This is a genomic window from Micromonospora sp. CNZ280, from assembly GCF_011759515.1.
This window is the reverse complement of the sequence record NZ_JAAOYP010000001.1, coordinates 583,586-600,118: the sequence shown is the minus strand read 5'-3', so window position 1 is coordinate 600,118 and position 16,533 is coordinate 583,586. Positions and strand designations below refer to the sequence as shown.

The window sequence follows — 16,533 nt, the reverse complement described above, 5'->3', positions numbered from 1 at the left end:
AGGGGAGGGGCCCGTTCGGCGTCGGGTCAGCGCAGCCAGGGAATGCTGCGGTCGAGCAGACCGCGCTCCTTGAGCTCCTTGCGCAGCGGGATCTCGTCGTCGATGTAGCCGTCCCAGTTGATGCCCCAGTAGTTCGCGGTGTGCGTGCCCTCACCGCAGAGCTGGCGCTGCACCGGGGTGCGGTTGGCCCACCACTCGCCGTCCTTGTCGATGTGCAGCTCGTCCAGCGGGCGGATCCACCGGTAGGTGTAGCCGACGAAGAGCATCTTGCGGGTGATGGTCGACAGGTTGGTCGACCGGGAGTGCCACTGGCGGCGGTCGAAGATGAACGCGTCACCCGGGTTGGCGGTGATCTCCACCGTGCCCTCCGGGTCCGGGTTGTGCACGGTGGTGTCCGCCGGGCGGGGCAGCGAGTTCCACAGGTGGCTGCCCGGGATGACCTTGGTGGCGCCGCGCCCGGTCTCCGACAGGTCGGAGAGCACGTAGGCGACCTTCAGCGAGAACATCGGCCGGGGGAGGTTCGGGTCCATGGTCTCCGGGTCGGAGTTCTGCCGGTACCCGTCCTGGTGCCAGCCCCAGTACGGCTTCTCCGGCTCCAGCGCCGGCGGGGTCACGTCCAGGTGGTTGTGGTGGCTGTAGATGTTCCACCCGGCCAGCCCCCACATGTACGGGAAGGCGATCGGGTGGGTGAGCAGGTCGCCGAAGAGCTCGTCCCGGTTCAGGAAGCCCAGCAGGTGCAGGGTGCCGTCCTTGGTGGTGTTGCCCTTGGCCTTCTCCTCGGCGTAGACGCGGTCCACCGCCGCCTCCAGCGCCGCCCGGTGGTCCTCCGTCAGGACGTTCCGCAGCAGCATGAAGCCCTGCTCGTGGAACTCCTTACGGTCAGTGTCGCTGATCGGTTCGTAACCGGTCCGGTCGCCGTAGTCGAACGCCACGTCGTACCCCTCCCCATGAGGCGAAACCATTGCTGGCACAGGCCGCCGATCGTAACGCGCTGCAAGGGCGGGCGGGAATGCCCGACTCGCCGCGGGGGCGGTGGCCGGACCATGGGCAGTGGTGCGAATGCGGTGCGTATACCCCGGGCGACCATGCCGGGGCTATCGTCGGAATTGCCGGTTTGTGCGGTGACTGCCGGTAAAGGGATCGGGGGCTTTCACCCCTCGGCGAAGACCTCGGCGACCACCCGGGACACCTGGGGCGAGCCGTCGGTCACCCGGTTCCAGGTGCCGCCCCGGGCGGTCCACTCCAGGTCGCCGAAGCGCACCCGCTTCACCCCGTGGTCGCCGGCGTGGGAAACCAGCCAGTGCGCGTACCGCCAGCCGCCGCGCTGATCCGTCGCGGGCACGCTGAGGCCGGTCAGGTCGGTGGCGGCGGCCGACGCGGCCAGCCCCCAGTCGAGGGTCAGGCCGCGGGTCAGCGCCTCCGTCGCGGCCGTGCCGCGCATCGCCGGATTCCGGCTCACCGTGCAGGCGACCGCGCCGGTGGCGTGCCCGAGCAGCGCCCGGGTGAGCACCTGGGACTCGTCCGCCCACTTCTGGTACGCCTCCGGGAAGGCCGACCGCTGCACCTTCTGCGCCGCGTCGGTGACCCGCATCCGCTCCCAGCCGCGCACCTTCTTCAGCGCCGCGTAGAACCGGTTCGCCGCGTACCGGGGGTCGCTGATCTGCGTCGGCGTGCCCCAGCCCTGGCTCGGCCGCTGCTGGAACAGCCCGATCGAGTCGCGGTCGCCGCCGTCGAGGTTGCGCAGGCCGGACTCCTGGTACGCGGTGGCCAGCGCCACCACCACCGCCCGCTCCGGCATCTCCCGCTGGATCCCGATCGCCGCGATGGTCGCCGCGTTGGCCATCTGGTCGCCGTCCAGCGCCACCTCGCCGTCGGCCCGCACCGTGCAGGTGCGGCTGGCCAGCGGCAGCCGCAGCCCTTCGCCGAACTGCCGCACGACGTACAGGACCCCGATAACGGCGACGAGCACGAGGACGACCCCGCCCGCCACGACTGCCCGAGTTCGCACCCACACCCCCTGTTCGACAGCCCGACAAGCGTACGTCCCCGGACGGCCCCTCCGGGTCGTCCGACCGGATCGGGCCCGCCCCGCCGGATGCGCCCCCGGCCGACGGGTGACCGGAAGGTTCCCGTTCCGGCCGGTGCCTCACCTGGTCAACCGGCCCGCCCGACCGTCCCGGAGGCGGTCGGCGGACCGCGGCCCGGCGGCGGTGGGCGGACCGCCCGAGCGTCGCTCAGCCGGAGACCTCCGCCGCCTCGTCCAGCTCGGCCACCCAGCGCGGCGGGCGCTTCTCCCGGAACGCCAGGACGCCCTCGCGGCCGTCCTCGGAGAGGAAGAAGCCGGTGGAGAGGCCGGCCAGGTCGGCGATCTCGGCGCGCAGGTCGGTGGTGGGCGGCCGGCGCAGCAGCCGCTTCGCCCCGGCGAGCGCGGCCGGCGCGCCACGGACCAGCGAGTCGCAGTACCGGGCCACCGCCGCGTCCAGCCCGTCGGCCGGCACCGCGGCGGTGACCAGGCCGATCTCGGCGGCCCGGCGGCCGTCGAAGGTGTCCCCGGTCAGGTACAGCTCCGCCGCCGCGCGCGGGTGCAGCCGGGGCAGCACGGTTGCCGAGATCACCGCCGGGATCACCCCGATCCGCACCTCGGTGAAGGCGAAGGTGGCCTCCTCGGCGCAGACGGCCAGGTCGGCCGCCGCGATCAGGCCGAGGCCGCCGGCCCGGGCCGGCCCGGCGACCCGGGCCAGCACCGGCTTCGGGCACTCCCAGACGGCGGCCAGCACGTCGCCGAGCATGCCCGCCGGCACCGTTCCGCTGGCGTACGCGGCCGCGGTCTCCTTCAGGTCGGCGCCGGAGCAGAAGACCGGGCCGGTGTGGTCGAGCACGATCACCCGGACCGCGTCGTCGGCGACCGCGGCGGCCAGGCCGGCGAGCAGCTCGGTCATCAGCGGAGTGGAGAGCGCATTGCGGTTGTGCGGGCTGTCCAGGGTGAGGGTGGTCACCCCACGGGCCGTGGCGACCCGCACCAGCGCGTCGGGAGAGGTCATGCGGGCACACTAGTGGCCATGCCCGGCGTCCTTCCAGAAGGCGAACCCGTCCCGGCCGACGGTTCGCTGCCCGCCACCGCCACCCGCGCGGTCGGCACGCGCGGCTTCGGCGTGTACGTGCACGTGCCGTTCTGCGCCAGCCGCTGCGGCTACTGCGACTTCAACACGTACACGGCGGCGGAGCTGGGCGGCGGCGCGAGCCGGGAGAGCTACGCCGACACCGTGCTGGCCGAGCTGGCGCTGGCCGCCCGGGTGCTCGGCGACGCCCCGCCGCCGCGGGTGGACACCGTCTTCGTCGGCGGCGGCACCCCGACCCTGCTCCCCGCCGACGACCTGGCCCGGATCCTGGACGGCATCGACCGCACCTGGGGGCTGGCCGCCGACGCCGAGGTGACCACCGAGGCCAACCCCGAGTCGGTCACCCCGGAGTCACTCAAGACGCTGCGTGCGGCCGGCTACACCCGGATCTCGCTGGGCATGCAGTCCGCGTCGCCGGGGGTGCTGGCGATCCTGGACCGTACGCACAGCGCCGGCCGGGCCACCGCCGCCGCGGCCGAGGCGCGCGACGCCGGGTTCGACCACGTCAACCTGGACCTCATCTACGGCACGCCGGGGGAGAGCGCTGAGGACTTCGCCGCCTCGCTGGCGCAGGTGGTGGCGGCCGGGGTCGACCACGTCAGCGCGTACGCCCTGATCGTGGAGGACGGCACCCGGCTGGCCGCCCGGATGCGCCGGGGCGAGCTGCCGTACCCCAGCGACGACGTCGCGGCGGACCGCTACCTGGCCGCGGAGGCGGCGCTCTCCGCCGCCGGCTTCTCCTGGTACGAGGTCTCCAACTGGGCCCGCACGCCGGCCGGCCGGTGCCGGCACAACCTGCTCTACTGGACCGGCGCCGACTGGTGGGGCCTCGGCCCGGGGGCGCACAGCCACGTCGGCGGGGTGCGCTGGTGGAATGTCAAGCACCCCACCGCGTACGCCCAGCGGCTCGCCGCCGGCCGGTCGCCCGGCCTGGCCCGGGAGGTGCTCACCTCCGACGAGGCGCACACCGAGGACGTCATGCTCCGGCTGCGGCTCGCCGACGGGCTGCCGCTGGTCGGCCTGGACGCGGCCGGCCGGGCCGGCGCCGAGCGGGCGCTGGCCGACGGGCTGCTCACCGCGCCCGAGTACGCGGCCGGTCGGGCCGTGCTCACCCTGCGCGGGCGGTTGCTCGCCGACGCCGTGGTGCGCGACCTGCTGCCCTGACCCGGGCTGCCCGGAGCCGGCCGGGGGAGCGGCCGGCCCGGGTCACCTGGTGAAGCTGTAGGTCATCGGGTAGCGGTAGAGCACGCCCTCGTTGGCCTTGAACCCACCGATGATCCCGAAGATCAGCGGCACCAGCCAGACGAGCATCGGGACGAAGAACAGGATCCCGCAGGTGATCAGCGTGACCACCCAGCTCAGCACGCTGACGATCGTCCAGGTGAGCTGGAAGTTCAGCGCCGCGACGGCGTGCGCCCGGACGGTCGGCGACTGCTGCCCGCGGACCATCATCGCGATGAGCGGCGCCAGCCAGCCGAGCAGGCCGCCGCCGACGATCACGCCGGCCGCGCCGCCGAAGTGGGCGATCAGGGCCCAGGTCTTGTCCTCGTTGTTGGCGTAGCCGGCGGGCGGGCCGTAGCCGCCACCGGCCGGGTAGCCGGCTCCCGGGGGGTAGCCACCGGGCGGCGGGTAGCCGCCGGACGGGGGAGCGCCGGCCGGCGGAGGGTAGCCACCCGACGGCGGTTGGTCACCGGTGGGTGGCGGATAGCCACCGGGCGGGGGATAGCCGCCCGGGGCAGGGGCCCCGGACAGTGGTGCGGTGGGTTCGTCACCGGCCGGCGGGCCGGGAACGGCCGACGGAGCGGTCGGGTCCGGCGGCGGAGCGCCGGGGCCGTCGGCTCCCGGGGGGCGAGGCGGTTCAGTCATGCACGTCACGGTAGGGGCAGCCGGCAAGGACGCACCAGAGCGACATCGACCGGCTTGTCCGGATGATCGGCCGGCGCGGGCGCACCGGTGGTCCGTCTTGATCATCGCGTCGGCGGGCCCGCCGACGTAGACTGGCACTCGCTACAGTCGAGTGCCAGGATGCGCCGCGCGGCCGGCAGCGCGCCGCCGGCCGACGTGCGACAGGAGGTGGGGAGATGGGTCTCGACGACCGCAAGCTCGCGGTGCTGCGCGCGATCGTCGAGGACTACGTCGCCACGCAGGAGCCGGTCGGCAGCAAGGCGCTGGTCGAGCGGCACCAGCTCGGGGTCTCCCCGGCCACGGTGCGCAACGACATGGCCGTGCTGGAGGAGGAGGGCTACATCCGGCAGCCGCACACCAGCGCCGGTCGGGTGCCCACCGACCGCGGCTACCGGCTCTTCGTGGACCGGCTGTCCCGGGTCAAGCCGCTCAGCCCGGCCGAGCGCCGGGCGATCGAGCGTTTCCTGGTCGGCGCGGTCGACCTCGACGACGTGGTGCACCGTACGGTGCGGCTGCTGGCGCAGCTGACCCGGCAGGTCGCCGTCGTGCAGTACCCGAGCCTGGCCCGCTCCTCGGTGCGTCACCTGGAGTTGGTGCCGATCTCCACCACCCGGCTGATGCTCGTGATGATCGCCGACACCGGCCGGGTCGAGCAGCGGCTGGTCGAGATGCCCGGCCCGATCCCGGCCGACGACGTCCTCGACCTGCGCCGGCTGGTCAACGAGAAGCTGGTCGGCACCCGGCTGTCGGAGACCCCGCCGCTGGTGCAGGCGCTGGTCGACGAGGCCAGCCCCGACCTGCGGCCGGCGATGGCCACCCTCTCCACCGTGCTGCTCGAGACGCTGGTCGAGCGGCACGAGGAGCGGATCGCGCTGGCCGGCACGGCCAACCTGACCCGCGGCGGGCTGCTCGACTTCCAGGGCTCGCTGCGGCCCATCCTCGAGGCGCTCGAGGAGGAGGTCGTGCTGCTCAAGCTGATCGGCGAGGTCGAGCCGAGCACGCTACGGGTCCGGATCGGCGACGAGAACGAGATCGACAACCTGCGCGCCGCCTCGGTGGTCAGCACCGGCTACGGCCCCGGTTCGACCATCGTCGGTGGTCTCGGCGTGCTGGGGCCGACCCGGATGGACTACCCCGGCACCATCGCCACGGTGAGGGCCGTGGCACGCTACGTGGGCGACCTGCTGGCCCAGAACTGACCAGGCAGTACCGACGGCCGGTTCCGGCCGGCGGCCGGCGCAACGCGAGACGAACATGAGGACACGGAACGCAGTGGCCAGGGACTACTACGGCATTCTCGGCGTGAGCCGGGACGCCTCCGACGACGAGATCAAGCGCGCCTACCGCAAGCTGGCGCGGCAGTACCACCCGGATGTCAATCCGGATCCGGAGGCCCAGGAGAAGTTCAAGGACATCAACGCCGCGTACGAGGTCCTCTCGGACGACCGGAAACGGCAGATCGTCGACCTGGGCGGCGACCCGCTCGCCCCGGGCGGCGGGGGCGCGGGCGGCCCCGGGGGCCCCGGCGGCGCCGGGCCGTTCGTCGGCTTCCAGGACATCATGGACGCGTTCTTCGGTGGCGCGGGCGGCTCCCGCGGGCCGCGGCCGCGTACCCGGCCCGGCGCGGACGCGATCCTGCGGCTGGAACTGGACCTGCACGAGACGGCGTTCGGCGTGGAGGCCCCGATCACCGTCGACACCGCCGTGCTCTGCACCACCTGCTCCGGTGCCGGCACGGCCGCCGGCACCCACCTGGCCACCTGTGAGGCGTGCGGCGGCCGGGGCGAGGTGCAGTCGGTGCAGCGCACCTTCCTCGGCCAGGTGGTCTCGGCCCGCCCGTGCACCGTCTGCCAGGGCTACGGCACCACCATCCCGCACCCCTGCCCGACCTGTGCCGGTGACGGCCGGGTGCGCACCCGCCGGTCACTGACCGTGAAGATCCCGGCCGGCGTCGAGGACGGCATGCGGATCCGGCTGGCCCAGCAGGGCGAGGTCGGTCCCGGCGGCGGCACCGCCGGCGACCTCTACGTGGAGATCCACGAGCGGCCGCACGACGTCTACTCCCGCAAGGGCGACGACCTGCACTGCCGGGTCACCGTGCCGATGACCGCCGCCGCGCTCGGCACCCGGCTGACCATCAAGACGCTGGACAGCGAGGAAACCGTCGACGTCAAGCCGGGCACCCAGCCGGGCAGCACGCTGCGGCTGCGCGCCCGGGGCGTGCCGCACCTGCGCGGCACCGGCCGCGGCGACCTCTACGTCCACCTCGACGTGCGCACCCCCACCAAGCTCGACGCCGAGCAGGAGCGGATGCTGCGCGAGTTCGCCAAGACCCGGGGCGAGGAGGTCGCCGAGCTGACCAAGCAGGGCGGCTTCTTCTCCCGGATGCGCGACGCCTTCAACGGTCACGCCTGACGCATCGGCACGCCGCGCCGCACCCCGGGTACGGCGCGGCCCGCCTCACCGCCCCGGCTACCGGCGCGGCCGATAGCCTGATCCGGTGTCCGCGCCGCTGTTCCTGGTCGAGTCACTGCCGACCGCCGACTCGCTGACCCTCGACGGCCCGGAGGGCCACCACGCCGCCACGGTGCAGCGCCTGCGGGTCGGCGAGGAGCTGCTGCTCGCCGACGGGCACGGGGGCACGGCCACCGCCGTGGTCACCGCCGTCGGCCGGGGCAGCCTGGAGCTGGACGTGCGCTCCCGGGGGTACGTCGACGCGTCCGTGCCGCGGCTGGTGGTGGTGCAGGGCATCGCCAAGGGCGACCGGGGTGAGCTGGCCGTGCAGGCGATGACCGAGGTCGGGGTGGACGAGATCGTGCCCTGGGCGGCGGCCCGCTCGGTCACCCAGTGGCGCGGCGACCGGGGCGTACGGGCCCGGGAGAAGTGGGCGGCGACCGCCCGGGAGGCCGCCAAGCAGGCCCGCCGGGCCTGGCTGCCGGTGGTCGCCGGAGCGCCCGACGAGTCCACCGGCACGGTGGCCCGCCGGATCGCCGGGGCGGCCGCCGCGTTCGTGCTGCACGAGGAGGCCGACCACCGGCTGACCACCGCCGAGCTGCCCGACTCCGGCGAGATCGTGCTGGTGGTCGGCCCCGAGGGCGGCATCGCCCCGGCCGAGCTGGACGCGTTCACCGCGGCCGGCGCCCGCCCGGTGCGGCTCGGCCCGTCCGTGCTGCGCACCTCGACCGCCGGCGTCGCCGCCCTCGCCGTCCTCGCCACCCGCCTACACCGCTGGTAGCCGTCCCGTCCGGGGCCCGCCGGCCGTTGCGCCCGGTGAAGCCGAGCAGCGGGCGGGAGGGTGTCGGCCGGTCAGCTGCGTAGGTAGGAGGCGCCGTTGAGGTCGACGATGGTGCCGGAGGCCCACTCGGCCTCGGCGGAGGCGAGCCAGTGCACCGCGGCGGCGATCTCCTCCGGGCGGGCGACCCGGTTGAACGGGCTCTGCGCCCGTACCGCCGCGCCGCGCTCCGCCTTCAGGTGCTCGTTGGTCATGTCGGTGGCCACGAAACCGGGCGCGACGGTGGCCACCGCGATCCCGTACGGGGCCAGCGCCACCGCCAGCGACTGGCCCATCGCGTTCAACCCCGCCTTGCTCGCCCCGTACGCCGGGTTGCCCGGCTCGCCGCGGAAGGCGCCGCGCGAGGAGACGTTGACGATCCGCCCGCCGCGCCCGCGCATGTGCTGGGCGGCGCACCAGGTGGCGTTGGCCGCGCCGAACAGGTTGGTGTCCAGCACCTCGCGCCAGCGCTGCCGCCACTGCTCGTAGCTGCTCTCGAAGACCGGGTGCGGCGGGTCGGCGGGCCCATACACGCCCGCGTTGTTCACCAGCACGTCCAGCCCGCCGAGCCGCTCGGCGGCCTCGTCCACCATCGCCCGGACCGCGTCCGGGTCGGCGAGGTCGGCGCGGACCACGACGTGCCCGTCGCCCGGTAGTTGCGCCCGCAACTCCTCGGCCAGCTCCGCCGAGTCCCGGTGGTGGATCGCCACCCGGTCGCCGCCGGCCGCGAAGGCCCTGACCACCGCCCGCCCGATGCCGCGCGAGCCCCCCGTCACCAGTACCGCCCGTGAAGTCACGCCGGCCATCATGCCGGAGCGGTCCGGCCCTGCCCACCGCCCCCCGGCGCAGCGCATAACATGCCCGGATGGGAGCCGACTGCCTGTTCTGCCGCATCGTCGCCGGGGAGATCCCGGCCACCATCGTCCGGGAAACGGACACCACCCTCGCCTTCCGCGACATCGACCCGAAGGCGCCGGTGCACGTGCTGGTGATCCCCAAGGAGCACTACGCCGACGTGGCCACCCTCGGCCAGGGCGACCCCGCGCTGGCCGGTGCGGTGCTCGCCACGGCCGCCGCGGTGGCTGAGGACGAGGGGCTGCTCGGCGACGGCTTCCGGCTGATGTTCAACACCGGAACGTACGGCGGCCAGGAGGTCTTCCACGCGCACGCGCACCTGCTCGGCGGCGCGCCGCTCGGCCCGATGCTCTGCCGCTGACCCGTCGCCGCCCCCCGACCCGCCGCTCCTCCTTACACTGCCCGGGTGACGGATGTGGGTGACCGCCTCGGGCGGATGGTGCGGCGGGTGCAGGCGCAGGCGCGGGTGCCGGCGGTGTCGGCGGCGCTGCACCGGGCCGACCGGCCGCTGTGGCAGTGCGCGGTCGGCTGGACCGGCAACGACACCGCGCTCGACCCGGAGACCCGGTTCCGGATCGGCTCGGTCACCAAGACCTTCACCGCCGTGCTGACCCTGCAGTGCCGCGACGACGGCCTGCTCGACCTCGACGACCCGATCGGCCGGCACCTCGACCTGCCGGCGCACGGCGAGCTGACCGTGCGCCGGCTGCTGTCGCACACCGCCGGTCTGCAGCGGGAGCCGTACGGCGACGTCTGGGACACGCTGCGCGCCCCGGACGCCGACGCGCTCCTCGCCGACCTGGCCCGCGCCGAGCGGGTGCTGCCGCCGGGCCGCCGCTACCACTACTCCAACCTCGGCATGGCGCTGCTCGGCCGGATGGTCGGCGAGCTGCGCGGCGGCACCTGGGCCGAGGTGCTGGCCGAGCGGGTGTTGACCCCGCTGGGACTGACCCGCACCACGGTGACGCCGGGCCGGCGGGCCGCGACGGGCTTCCTGGTCGACGCGTACTCCGACGAGGCGCACCCGGAGCCGCCGACCGACTTCGGCGCGGTCGGCCCGGCCGCCCAGCTCTGGAGCACCGCCGGCGACATGGCGCGGTGGGCCGCCTTCCTGGCCGACCCCGCGGCGCTCGACGCGGCCGGCCGGGTGCTCGCCCCGTCGACCCTGGACGAGATGTGCTGGCCGGTGACGATGACCGACGAGACGCTCTGGTCCGGCGGCTTCGGGCTCGGGCTGATCCTGGTCCCGCAGGGCCGGCGGATCATGCACGTCGGGCACGACGGCGCGATGCCCGGCTTCCTGGCCGCCGTCTACGGCCGGCGGGGCGGTGAGGGCACCGCCGGTGCGATGGGCGCGGCGGTGCTCGGCTCGTCCGGCACCGCGGCGGAGCTGTTCGAGCTGACCCACCGGCTGCTCAACGCTGCGGTGGAGCACGACCCCGCCGAGATCGAGCCGTGGCGGCCGGGCCCGCCGGCCCCCGAGGCGGTACGCGGGCTGCTCGGCCGCTGGTGGGGCGAGGGCTTCGAGTACGTCTTCTCCTGGCACGACGGGGCGCTGCGGGCGCGGGGCGCCGACGACCCGGCGGGGAAGCCGCCGGCGGTCTTCGAGCCGCTGCCGGACCAGCCGGACGTCTACCGCACGGTGTCCGGCCGGGAGGCTGGTGAGCTGCTCCGGCTGACCCGGGACGAGCGTGGCACGGTGGTCCGGATGCACTGGGCGACGTACCGGTTCACCCGCACCCAGGAGACCTTCGATCGGTACGACTTCCGCGCCGGAAGCTGACCCGGGGCGGCGGAAATGGGCGAGGTGCCACCCGTGTTGAACCGATACGATGGGTGTAACGTCCGCACGCCGCGCCAGCAGGGCCGGCGCTGATTCGAGAGCAGGTGGCGCAGGGCCCCTCGGCCCGACCTATGACCGGCACCCCACCTCCCGGCCCGCCTCGGGTGCAGACCAGGATCACGGTCCCCGATTCCAAGATCATGGTCAACCTGCTCGGCGCGGGTGACGAGATCCTGCGACTGGTCGAGCGCTCGGTGAACAGCGACGTGCACGTCCGGGGCAACGAGATCACGATCAGTGGTGCCCCCGCGGACAATGCCCTCGCCGAGCGGCTCTTCAGCGAGCTGCTCGAACTCATCGAGAAAGGCGAGACCCTGACCACAGACGCCGTCCGGCGTACCGTCGGCATGCTCGAGCAGGGCAGCGCCGAGCGGCCCGCCGAGGTCCTGACGCTCAACATCCTCTCCCGGCGTGGCCGCACCATCCGTCCCAAGACGCTGGGGCAGAAGCGCTACGTCGACGCGATCGACGCGCACACCATCGTCTTCGGCATCGGCCCGGCCGGTACCGGCAAGACCTACCTGGCCATGGCGAAGGCCGTCCAGGCACTGCAGGCCAAGCAGGTCAACCGGATCATCCTCACCCGGCCGGCGGTCGAGGCGGGGGAGCGGCTCGGCTTCCTGCCCGGCACGCTGAACGAGAAGATCGACCCCTACCTGCGCCCGCTCTACGACGCGCTGCACGACATGCTCGACCCGGACTCGATCCCGAAGCTGATGGCGGCGGGCACGATCGAGGTCGCGCCGCTGGCGTACATGCGGGGGCGTGCGCAGCCGTACGATGCGCGGGTGCTGACCCCGGAGGGGTTCAAGCCGTTCGGGTCGCTTCGGGTGGGTGACCTGGTGATCGGTTCGGACGGGAAGCCCACGCCGGTGATCGGCATCTACCCGCAAGGGCCGAAGCAGGTCTACCGGGTCACCACGCAGGATGGCGCCTCCACCCTCTGCTGCGGCGAGCATCTCTGGACCGTCGCCACCCCGGACGACAAGCGCCGCGGGCGTCGGCGGACTCTCGAGACGCGCGACATGATCGGCACGGAATGGCGAGGGCACACCCGCCGTTACGAACTGCCGGTCGTGGCCCCCGTGCACCTGGAACCGAGGGACGTTCCGCTCGACCCGTACGCGCTCGGCCTGTTGCTCGGGGACGGCTCCATCTCGTGCCGCACGACGCCGACGTTCTCCACCGCGGATCCGGAACTCGTCGTGGCGATGGCGGAGGCGCTCCCGGAGATCGAGCTGGTCCGAAAGGGCGACTACGACTACGTCCTACGCCACGTGAACGGGCATCGGGGTGGCGTCATCGTGGCCAACCCGGTGACGGCCGCGTTGCGGGAGCTGAGCCTGGCCGGCACGACGTCGGCCACCAAGTTCGTGCCCGAGGCGTACAAGTCCAACAGCCTCGACGTCCGCCTGGCCGTGCTGCAGGGCTTGCTCGACACGGATGGTGGCCCCGTCGTCCAGGCCGGGCGCACCTGTCGGGTGCAGTACACGACGACCTCCGCCCGGCTCCGGGACGACGTGGTGTACCTGGTCCAGTCGCTCGGGGGCACCGCGACCTGGCGGGTACGCGAGGCAGCCGGACGCAAGCCAGGCCTGGCGAACGGACGTCCGGTTCCGTACCGCTCCGACGCTTACGTGGTGGAGATCAGGCTGCCGGCCGGCGTCGCGCCGTTCCGCCTGGCGCGCAAGCGCCGCGTGTACGACGAGCACGGGGGCGGCCGGCCGACGCGTTTCATCGACTCAATTCTCCCGGCCGGGGTGCAGGAGACGATGTGCATCCAGGTGGCGGCGGCGGACTCGCTGTACGTCACCGACGAATTTCTGGTCACGCACAACACCCTCAACGACGCGTTCATCATCCTCGACGAGGCGCAGAACACCACGCCCGAGCAGATGAAGATGTTCCTCACCCGGCTGGGCTTCAACTCCAAGATCGTCGTCACCGGCGACGTGACCCAGGTGGACCTCCCCGGCGGCACCACCAGCGGCCTGCGGGTGGTCCGCGAGATCCTCGCCAACGTGGAGGACGTGCACTTCGCCCAGCTCTCCAGTTCGGACGTGGTCCGGCACCGGCTGGTCGGGGAGATCGTCGACGCGTACGCCCGCTGGGACGCCGAGCGGGAGAACCAGCAGGCGCAGAGTGTGCGCGCCGTGCCGGGGCGGACCGCCCAGGGCGGCCGGGCCGGCCGGCGCCGCTAGACAGAGGAAGACAGTTGTCCATCGAGATCGCCAACGAGTCCGGTGTCGACGTCGACACCGACGCCGTGCTCGCCGTCGCCCGGCACGCCCTCGACGAGATGGGAGTCAACCCCCTCGCCGAGCTCTCCGTGCTGCTGGTCGACGTCGACTACATGACCGAGCTCAACCACCGCTGGATGGGTGGCGACGGGCCGACCGACGTGCTCGCCTTCCCCATGGACGAGGGCAGCGTCGACCACGGGCCGGGGGAGGCCACCGCCGCGGGCGGTGAGCCGGCCCTGCTCGGTGACATCGTGCTCTGCCCCGAGGTGGCGGCCAAGCAGGCGGCCACCGCCGGGCACTCCACCGCCGACGAGCTGCACCTGCTCACCGTGCACGGCGTGCTGCACCTGCTCGGCTACGACCACGCCGAGCCGGAGGAGGAGCGGGAGATGTTCGAGCTCCAGGCCCGCCTGCTGGCGAGCTGGCGGTCGACCCGGTCCCGGTGATGTCCACACCGCTACTGGCGGCCGGCGCGACCGCCGGCCTGCCCGACGCGCAACTGATCGTCTTCGCGGCCGGGCTGGTGGTGCTCGCCGGCCTGATCGCGATGACCGAGGCCGCGCTGGCCGCGGTCTCCCCGGCCCGGGCCGCCGAGCTGGCCCGGGACGGCGCGCGCGGCGCGCGCACCCTCCAGGTCGTCGCCGGCGACGTGGTCCGCCACCTCAACCTGCTCCTGCTGCTGCGGCTGCTCGCCGAGCTGACCGCCACCACCCTGGTGGCCCTGGTCGCGGTGGACACCTTCGGCGCGGGCTGGCGGGCCGCGCTGATCACCGCCGGGGCGATGACCGTGGTCAGTTTCGTGGTGGTCGGCGTCGGCCCGCGCACCCTCGGCCGGCAGCACGCGTACGCGGTCGGCCGGGCGGTCGCACCGCTGGTGCGCTGGCTCGGCCGGGCGCTCAATCCGCTCGCCTCGCTGCTGATCCTGATCGGCAACGCGGTGACCCCGGGGCGCGGCTTCCGGGAGGGGCCGTTCGCCACCCAGGTGGAGCTGCGTGAGCTGGTCGACCTGGCCGAGCAGCGCGGCGTGGTGGAGCACGGCGAACGCCAGATGATCCACTCCGTCTTCGCGCTCGGCGACACCATCGCCCGCGAGGTGATGGTGCCGCGTACGGAGATGGTCTGGATCGAGGGGACCAAGACCCTCTCCCAGGCGCTGGCGCTCTTCCTGCGCTCCGGGTTCTCCCGGATCCCGGTCATCGGCGAGAGCGTCGACGACGTGCTCGGCGTGATCTACCTCAAGGACCTGATCCGGCGCACCCAGGGCGGGGCGCCGGAGGACCGGCGGCTGCCGGTGGCCGAGCTGATGCGCCCGGCCACCTTCGTGCCCGAGTCCAAGCCGGTCGACGACCTGCTATCCGAGATGCAGGCCGCCCGCAACCACCTGGTGATCGTCGTCGACGAGTACGGCGGCACCGGCGGGTTGGTCACCATCGAGGACATCCTGGAGGAGATCGTCGGCGAGATCACCGACGAGTACGATGTCGAACGCCCGCCGGTCGAACGCCTGGAGGACGGGGCGGTGCGGGTCACCGCCCGGCTCCCGGTGGAGGACCTGGGCGAGCTGTTCGACACCGAACTGCCCGCCGACGAGGTGGAGACGGTCGGCGGGTTGCTCGCCCAGTCGCTGGGCCGGGTCCCGATCCCCGGCGCGCAGGCCGAGGTGGCCGGTCTCCGGCTGGTCGCCGAGGGCACCACCGGCCGGCGCAACCGGATCGACACGGTGCTGGTGTGCCGGGTGGAGCCGACCGACGAACCGGACGGCCGGGGCGAGCACCCCGAGTCCCGGGGCAACCACAACCGATCCGAGGAGAGGCAACCTGCCGATGCTTGAGCCATCCGCCGCGCCGGCCGCCCGGCCCACCCCGTCCGAGCCGGTCGAGCTGAGCTCCGAGGACGCCAAGCTGGTCGTGCTGGCCCGGGGCGCGCGGGGCCGGGTGGGCGCCGTGGAGGGCGCGGCGGTCCGCGACCAGGACGGCCGGACGTACGCGGCGGCCAGCGTCTCGCTGCCCTCGCTGACGATCACCGCGCTCCAGCTGGCGGTCGCCTCGGCGGCCGCGGCCGGTGCCACCCGGCTGGAGGCGGCCGTGGTGGTCACCGAGGCGTCGACGCTCGACGGCGCCGGGCACGCGGCGGTGCGTGACCTCTCCGCCGACGCGCCGGTCCACGTGGCCGCCCCGGACGGCAGCGTCCTCGGCACGGTGACCGCGTGACCCGGCGGACCGTCCGGCCCCACGGCGGGGCTCCGCGCGCCGCTGCCGCACCGAGTGGGGCGGCGGCGTGAGCGACCTGGCACAGCGGCCGTACCGGGCCGGGTTCGCCTGCTTCGTCGGCCGGCCGAACGCCGGCAAGTCGACGCTGACCAACGCGATCGTCGGGCAGAAGATCGCGATCACCTCGAACAAGCCGCAGACCACCCGGCACGTCATCCGGGCCGTGCTGCACCGGCCCGACTCGCAGCTCGTCCTGGTCGACACCCCCGGCCTGCACCGCCCTCGTACGCTGCTCGGCGAGCGCCTCAACGACCTGGTCCGGCAGACCTGGAGCGAGGTCGACGTGATCGGGCTGTGCATCCCGGCCGACGAGCCGATCGGCCGGGGCGACCGGTTCATCACCGGCGAGCTGGCCGGGCTGAAGGCGACCGTGCTGGCCGTGGTGACCAAGACCGACCTGGTGGACCGCAAGCGGCTCGCCGAGCAACTGCTCGCGGTCAGCGAGCTGGGCGAGTTCGCCGAGGTGGTGCCGGTCAGCGCGGTCTCCGGGCACCAGGTGGACACGCTGGTCGACGTGATGACCCGCTATCTGCCCGAGTCGCCCCAGCTCTACCCGGACGACATGCTCACCGACGACCCGGAGCAGGTGCTGGTCGCCGAGCTGATCCGGGAGGCCGCCCTGGAGGGCGTCCGCGACGAGCTGCCGCACTCCATCGCGGTGGTGGTCGAGGAGATGATCCCCGAGGGGCAGCTGACCAGGATCTACGCCGACGTCTACGTGGAGCGGCCCAGCCAGAAGGCGATCGTGATCGGCCACCGGGCCAGCCGGCTCAAGGAGGTCGGCATTACCGCCCGCCGGCAGATCGAGGAGCTGCTCGGCACCCGGGTCTACCTCGACCTGCACGTACGGGTGGCCAAGGACTGGCAGCGGGACCCGAAGCAGCTGCGCAAGCTCGGCTTCTGACGCCCCGGAGGCGGACGGCGGCGGCCTGAACGGACCGCCGCCGCGGCGGACGTGCTGGCACCCTCGCTCACGGGACCGGTCGGAATGATCGGTATCGGTCGGGCATATGGGGATGTTCACGTT

At 73.6% G+C, this 16,533-nt stretch carries 15 protein-coding genes and 3 pseudogenes; 13 read left to right on the top strand and 5 right to left on the bottom strand.

From position 1 onward, the window contains the following. Positions 1–26 precede the first annotated feature (26 nt). The 3 genes from FHX32_RS02805 to FHX32_RS02795 form a co-directional block, all read right to left on the bottom strand. On the bottom strand, positions 27–932 hold the full coding sequence (locus FHX32_RS02805) for a phytanoyl-CoA dioxygenase family protein (protein ID WP_231928516.1): 906 nt from the start codon (positions 930–932) through the stop codon (positions 27–29). A 218-nt stretch (positions 933–1,150) separates the two neighbouring features. Next, positions 1,151–2,014 carry a hypothetical protein gene (locus tag FHX32_RS02800; RefSeq protein WP_167179202.1) on the bottom strand — a complete coding sequence of 288 codons (864 nt, stop codon included), beginning with the start codon at positions 2,012–2,014 and terminating at the stop codon, positions 1,151–1,153. 220 nt (positions 2,015–2,234) lie between these two features. Further along, positions 2,235–3,041 (bottom strand): enoyl-CoA hydratase family protein, encoded by an 807-nt coding sequence (locus tag FHX32_RS02795; RefSeq protein ID WP_167179200.1) that lies wholly within the window; start codon positions 3,039–3,041, stop codon positions 2,235–2,237. A gap of 18 nt (positions 3,042–3,059) precedes the next feature. Here FHX32_RS02795 and hemW point away from each other — a divergent pair, with 18 nt between their 5' ends. Beyond that, entirely contained in the window at positions 3,060–4,283 is a 1,224-nt protein-coding gene (hemW, locus tag FHX32_RS02790; RefSeq protein WP_167179198.1) for a radical SAM family heme chaperone HemW, read from the top strand. Between the two features lie 42 nt (positions 4,284–4,325). Here the strand turns inward: hemW and FHX32_RS02785 are convergent, their stop codons facing one another. Next, complete coding sequence (locus FHX32_RS02785; RefSeq protein WP_167179196.1) at positions 4,326–4,985, bottom strand: DUF4870 domain-containing protein; 660 nt, start codon at positions 4,983–4,985, stop codon at positions 4,326–4,328. A 215-nt stretch (positions 4,986–5,200) separates the two neighbouring features. On the opposite strand from FHX32_RS02785, the gene hrcA reads away from it, so the two are divergent. From hrcA to FHX32_RS02770, 3 genes are all read left to right on the top strand, one after another. Further along, on the top strand, positions 5,201–6,223 hold the full coding sequence (hrcA, locus tag FHX32_RS02780) for a heat-inducible transcriptional repressor HrcA (protein ID WP_167179195.1): 1,023 nt from the start codon (positions 5,201–5,203) through the stop codon (positions 6,221–6,223). Between the two features lie 73 nt (positions 6,224–6,296). Next, the gene (dnaJ, locus tag FHX32_RS02775; RefSeq protein WP_172899279.1) at positions 6,297–7,439 is read left to right on the top strand and encodes a molecular chaperone DnaJ; all 1,143 of its coding nucleotides are present in this window, start codon (positions 6,297–6,299) and stop codon (positions 7,437–7,439) included. A gap of 85 nt (positions 7,440–7,524) precedes the next feature. Further along, on the top strand, positions 7,525–8,259 hold the full coding sequence (locus tag FHX32_RS02770; RefSeq protein ID WP_167179193.1) for a 16S rRNA (uracil(1498)-N(3))-methyltransferase: 735 nt from the start codon (positions 7,525–7,527) through the stop codon (positions 8,257–8,259). A gap of 71 nt (positions 8,260–8,330) precedes the next feature. Here the strand turns inward: FHX32_RS02770 and FHX32_RS02765 are convergent, their stop codons facing one another. Continuing rightward, entirely contained in the window at positions 8,331–9,092 is a 762-nt protein-coding gene (locus FHX32_RS02765) for an SDR family oxidoreductase (protein WP_167179191.1), read from the bottom strand. Positions 9,093–9,160: 68 nt separating this feature from the next. On the opposite strand from FHX32_RS02765, the gene FHX32_RS02760 reads away from it, so the two are divergent. The 9 genes and pseudogenes from FHX32_RS02760 to era all read left to right on the top strand — a co-directional run bounded on the left by FHX32_RS02760 (position 9,161) and on the right by era (position 16,410). Continuing rightward, complete coding sequence (locus FHX32_RS02760) at positions 9,161–9,511, top strand: histidine triad nucleotide-binding protein (RefSeq protein WP_088992426.1); 351 nt, start codon at positions 9,161–9,163, stop codon at positions 9,509–9,511. 45 nt (positions 9,512–9,556) lie between these two features. After that, a complete protein-coding gene (locus tag FHX32_RS02755; protein ID WP_167179189.1) occupies positions 9,557–10,933 on the top strand; it encodes a serine hydrolase domain-containing protein in 1,377 nt (458 codons plus the stop codon). 131 nt (positions 10,934–11,064) lie between these two features. After that, positions 11,065–11,811 (top strand): annotated as a pseudogene (locus FHX32_RS34830) (PhoH family protein); the annotation flags it as partial. A 207-nt stretch (positions 11,812–12,018) separates the two neighbouring features. Then, positions 12,019–12,567: pseudogene (locus FHX32_RS34825) on the top strand (LAGLIDADG family homing endonuclease); the annotation flags it as partial. Positions 12,568–12,828: 261 nt separating this feature from the next. Beyond that, positions 12,829–13,194 (top strand): annotated as a pseudogene (locus FHX32_RS34820) (PhoH family protein); the annotation flags it as partial. Positions 13,195–13,208: 14 nt separating this feature from the next. Next, a complete protein-coding gene (gene ybeY, locus FHX32_RS02745) occupies positions 13,209–13,682 on the top strand; it encodes an rRNA maturation RNase YbeY (protein WP_167179185.1) in 474 nt (157 codons plus the stop codon). Next, on the top strand, positions 13,658–15,067 hold the full coding sequence (locus FHX32_RS02740; RefSeq protein WP_167182119.1) for a hemolysin family protein: 1,410 nt from the start codon (positions 13,658–13,660) through the stop codon (positions 15,065–15,067). The genes ybeY and FHX32_RS02740 overlap by 25 nt, the downstream gene beginning before the upstream one ends. Next, on the top strand, positions 15,060–15,446 hold the full coding sequence (locus FHX32_RS02735; protein WP_167179183.1) for a cytidine deaminase: 387 nt from the start codon (positions 15,060–15,062) through the stop codon (positions 15,444–15,446). Before FHX32_RS02740 ends, FHX32_RS02735 begins: the two co-directional genes overlap by 8 nt. 67 nt (positions 15,447–15,513) lie before the next feature. After that, positions 15,514–16,410 (top strand): GTPase Era, encoded by an 897-nt coding sequence (gene era, locus FHX32_RS02730; protein WP_167179181.1) that lies wholly within the window; start codon positions 15,514–15,516, stop codon positions 16,408–16,410. Positions 16,411–16,533 lie beyond the last annotated feature (123 nt).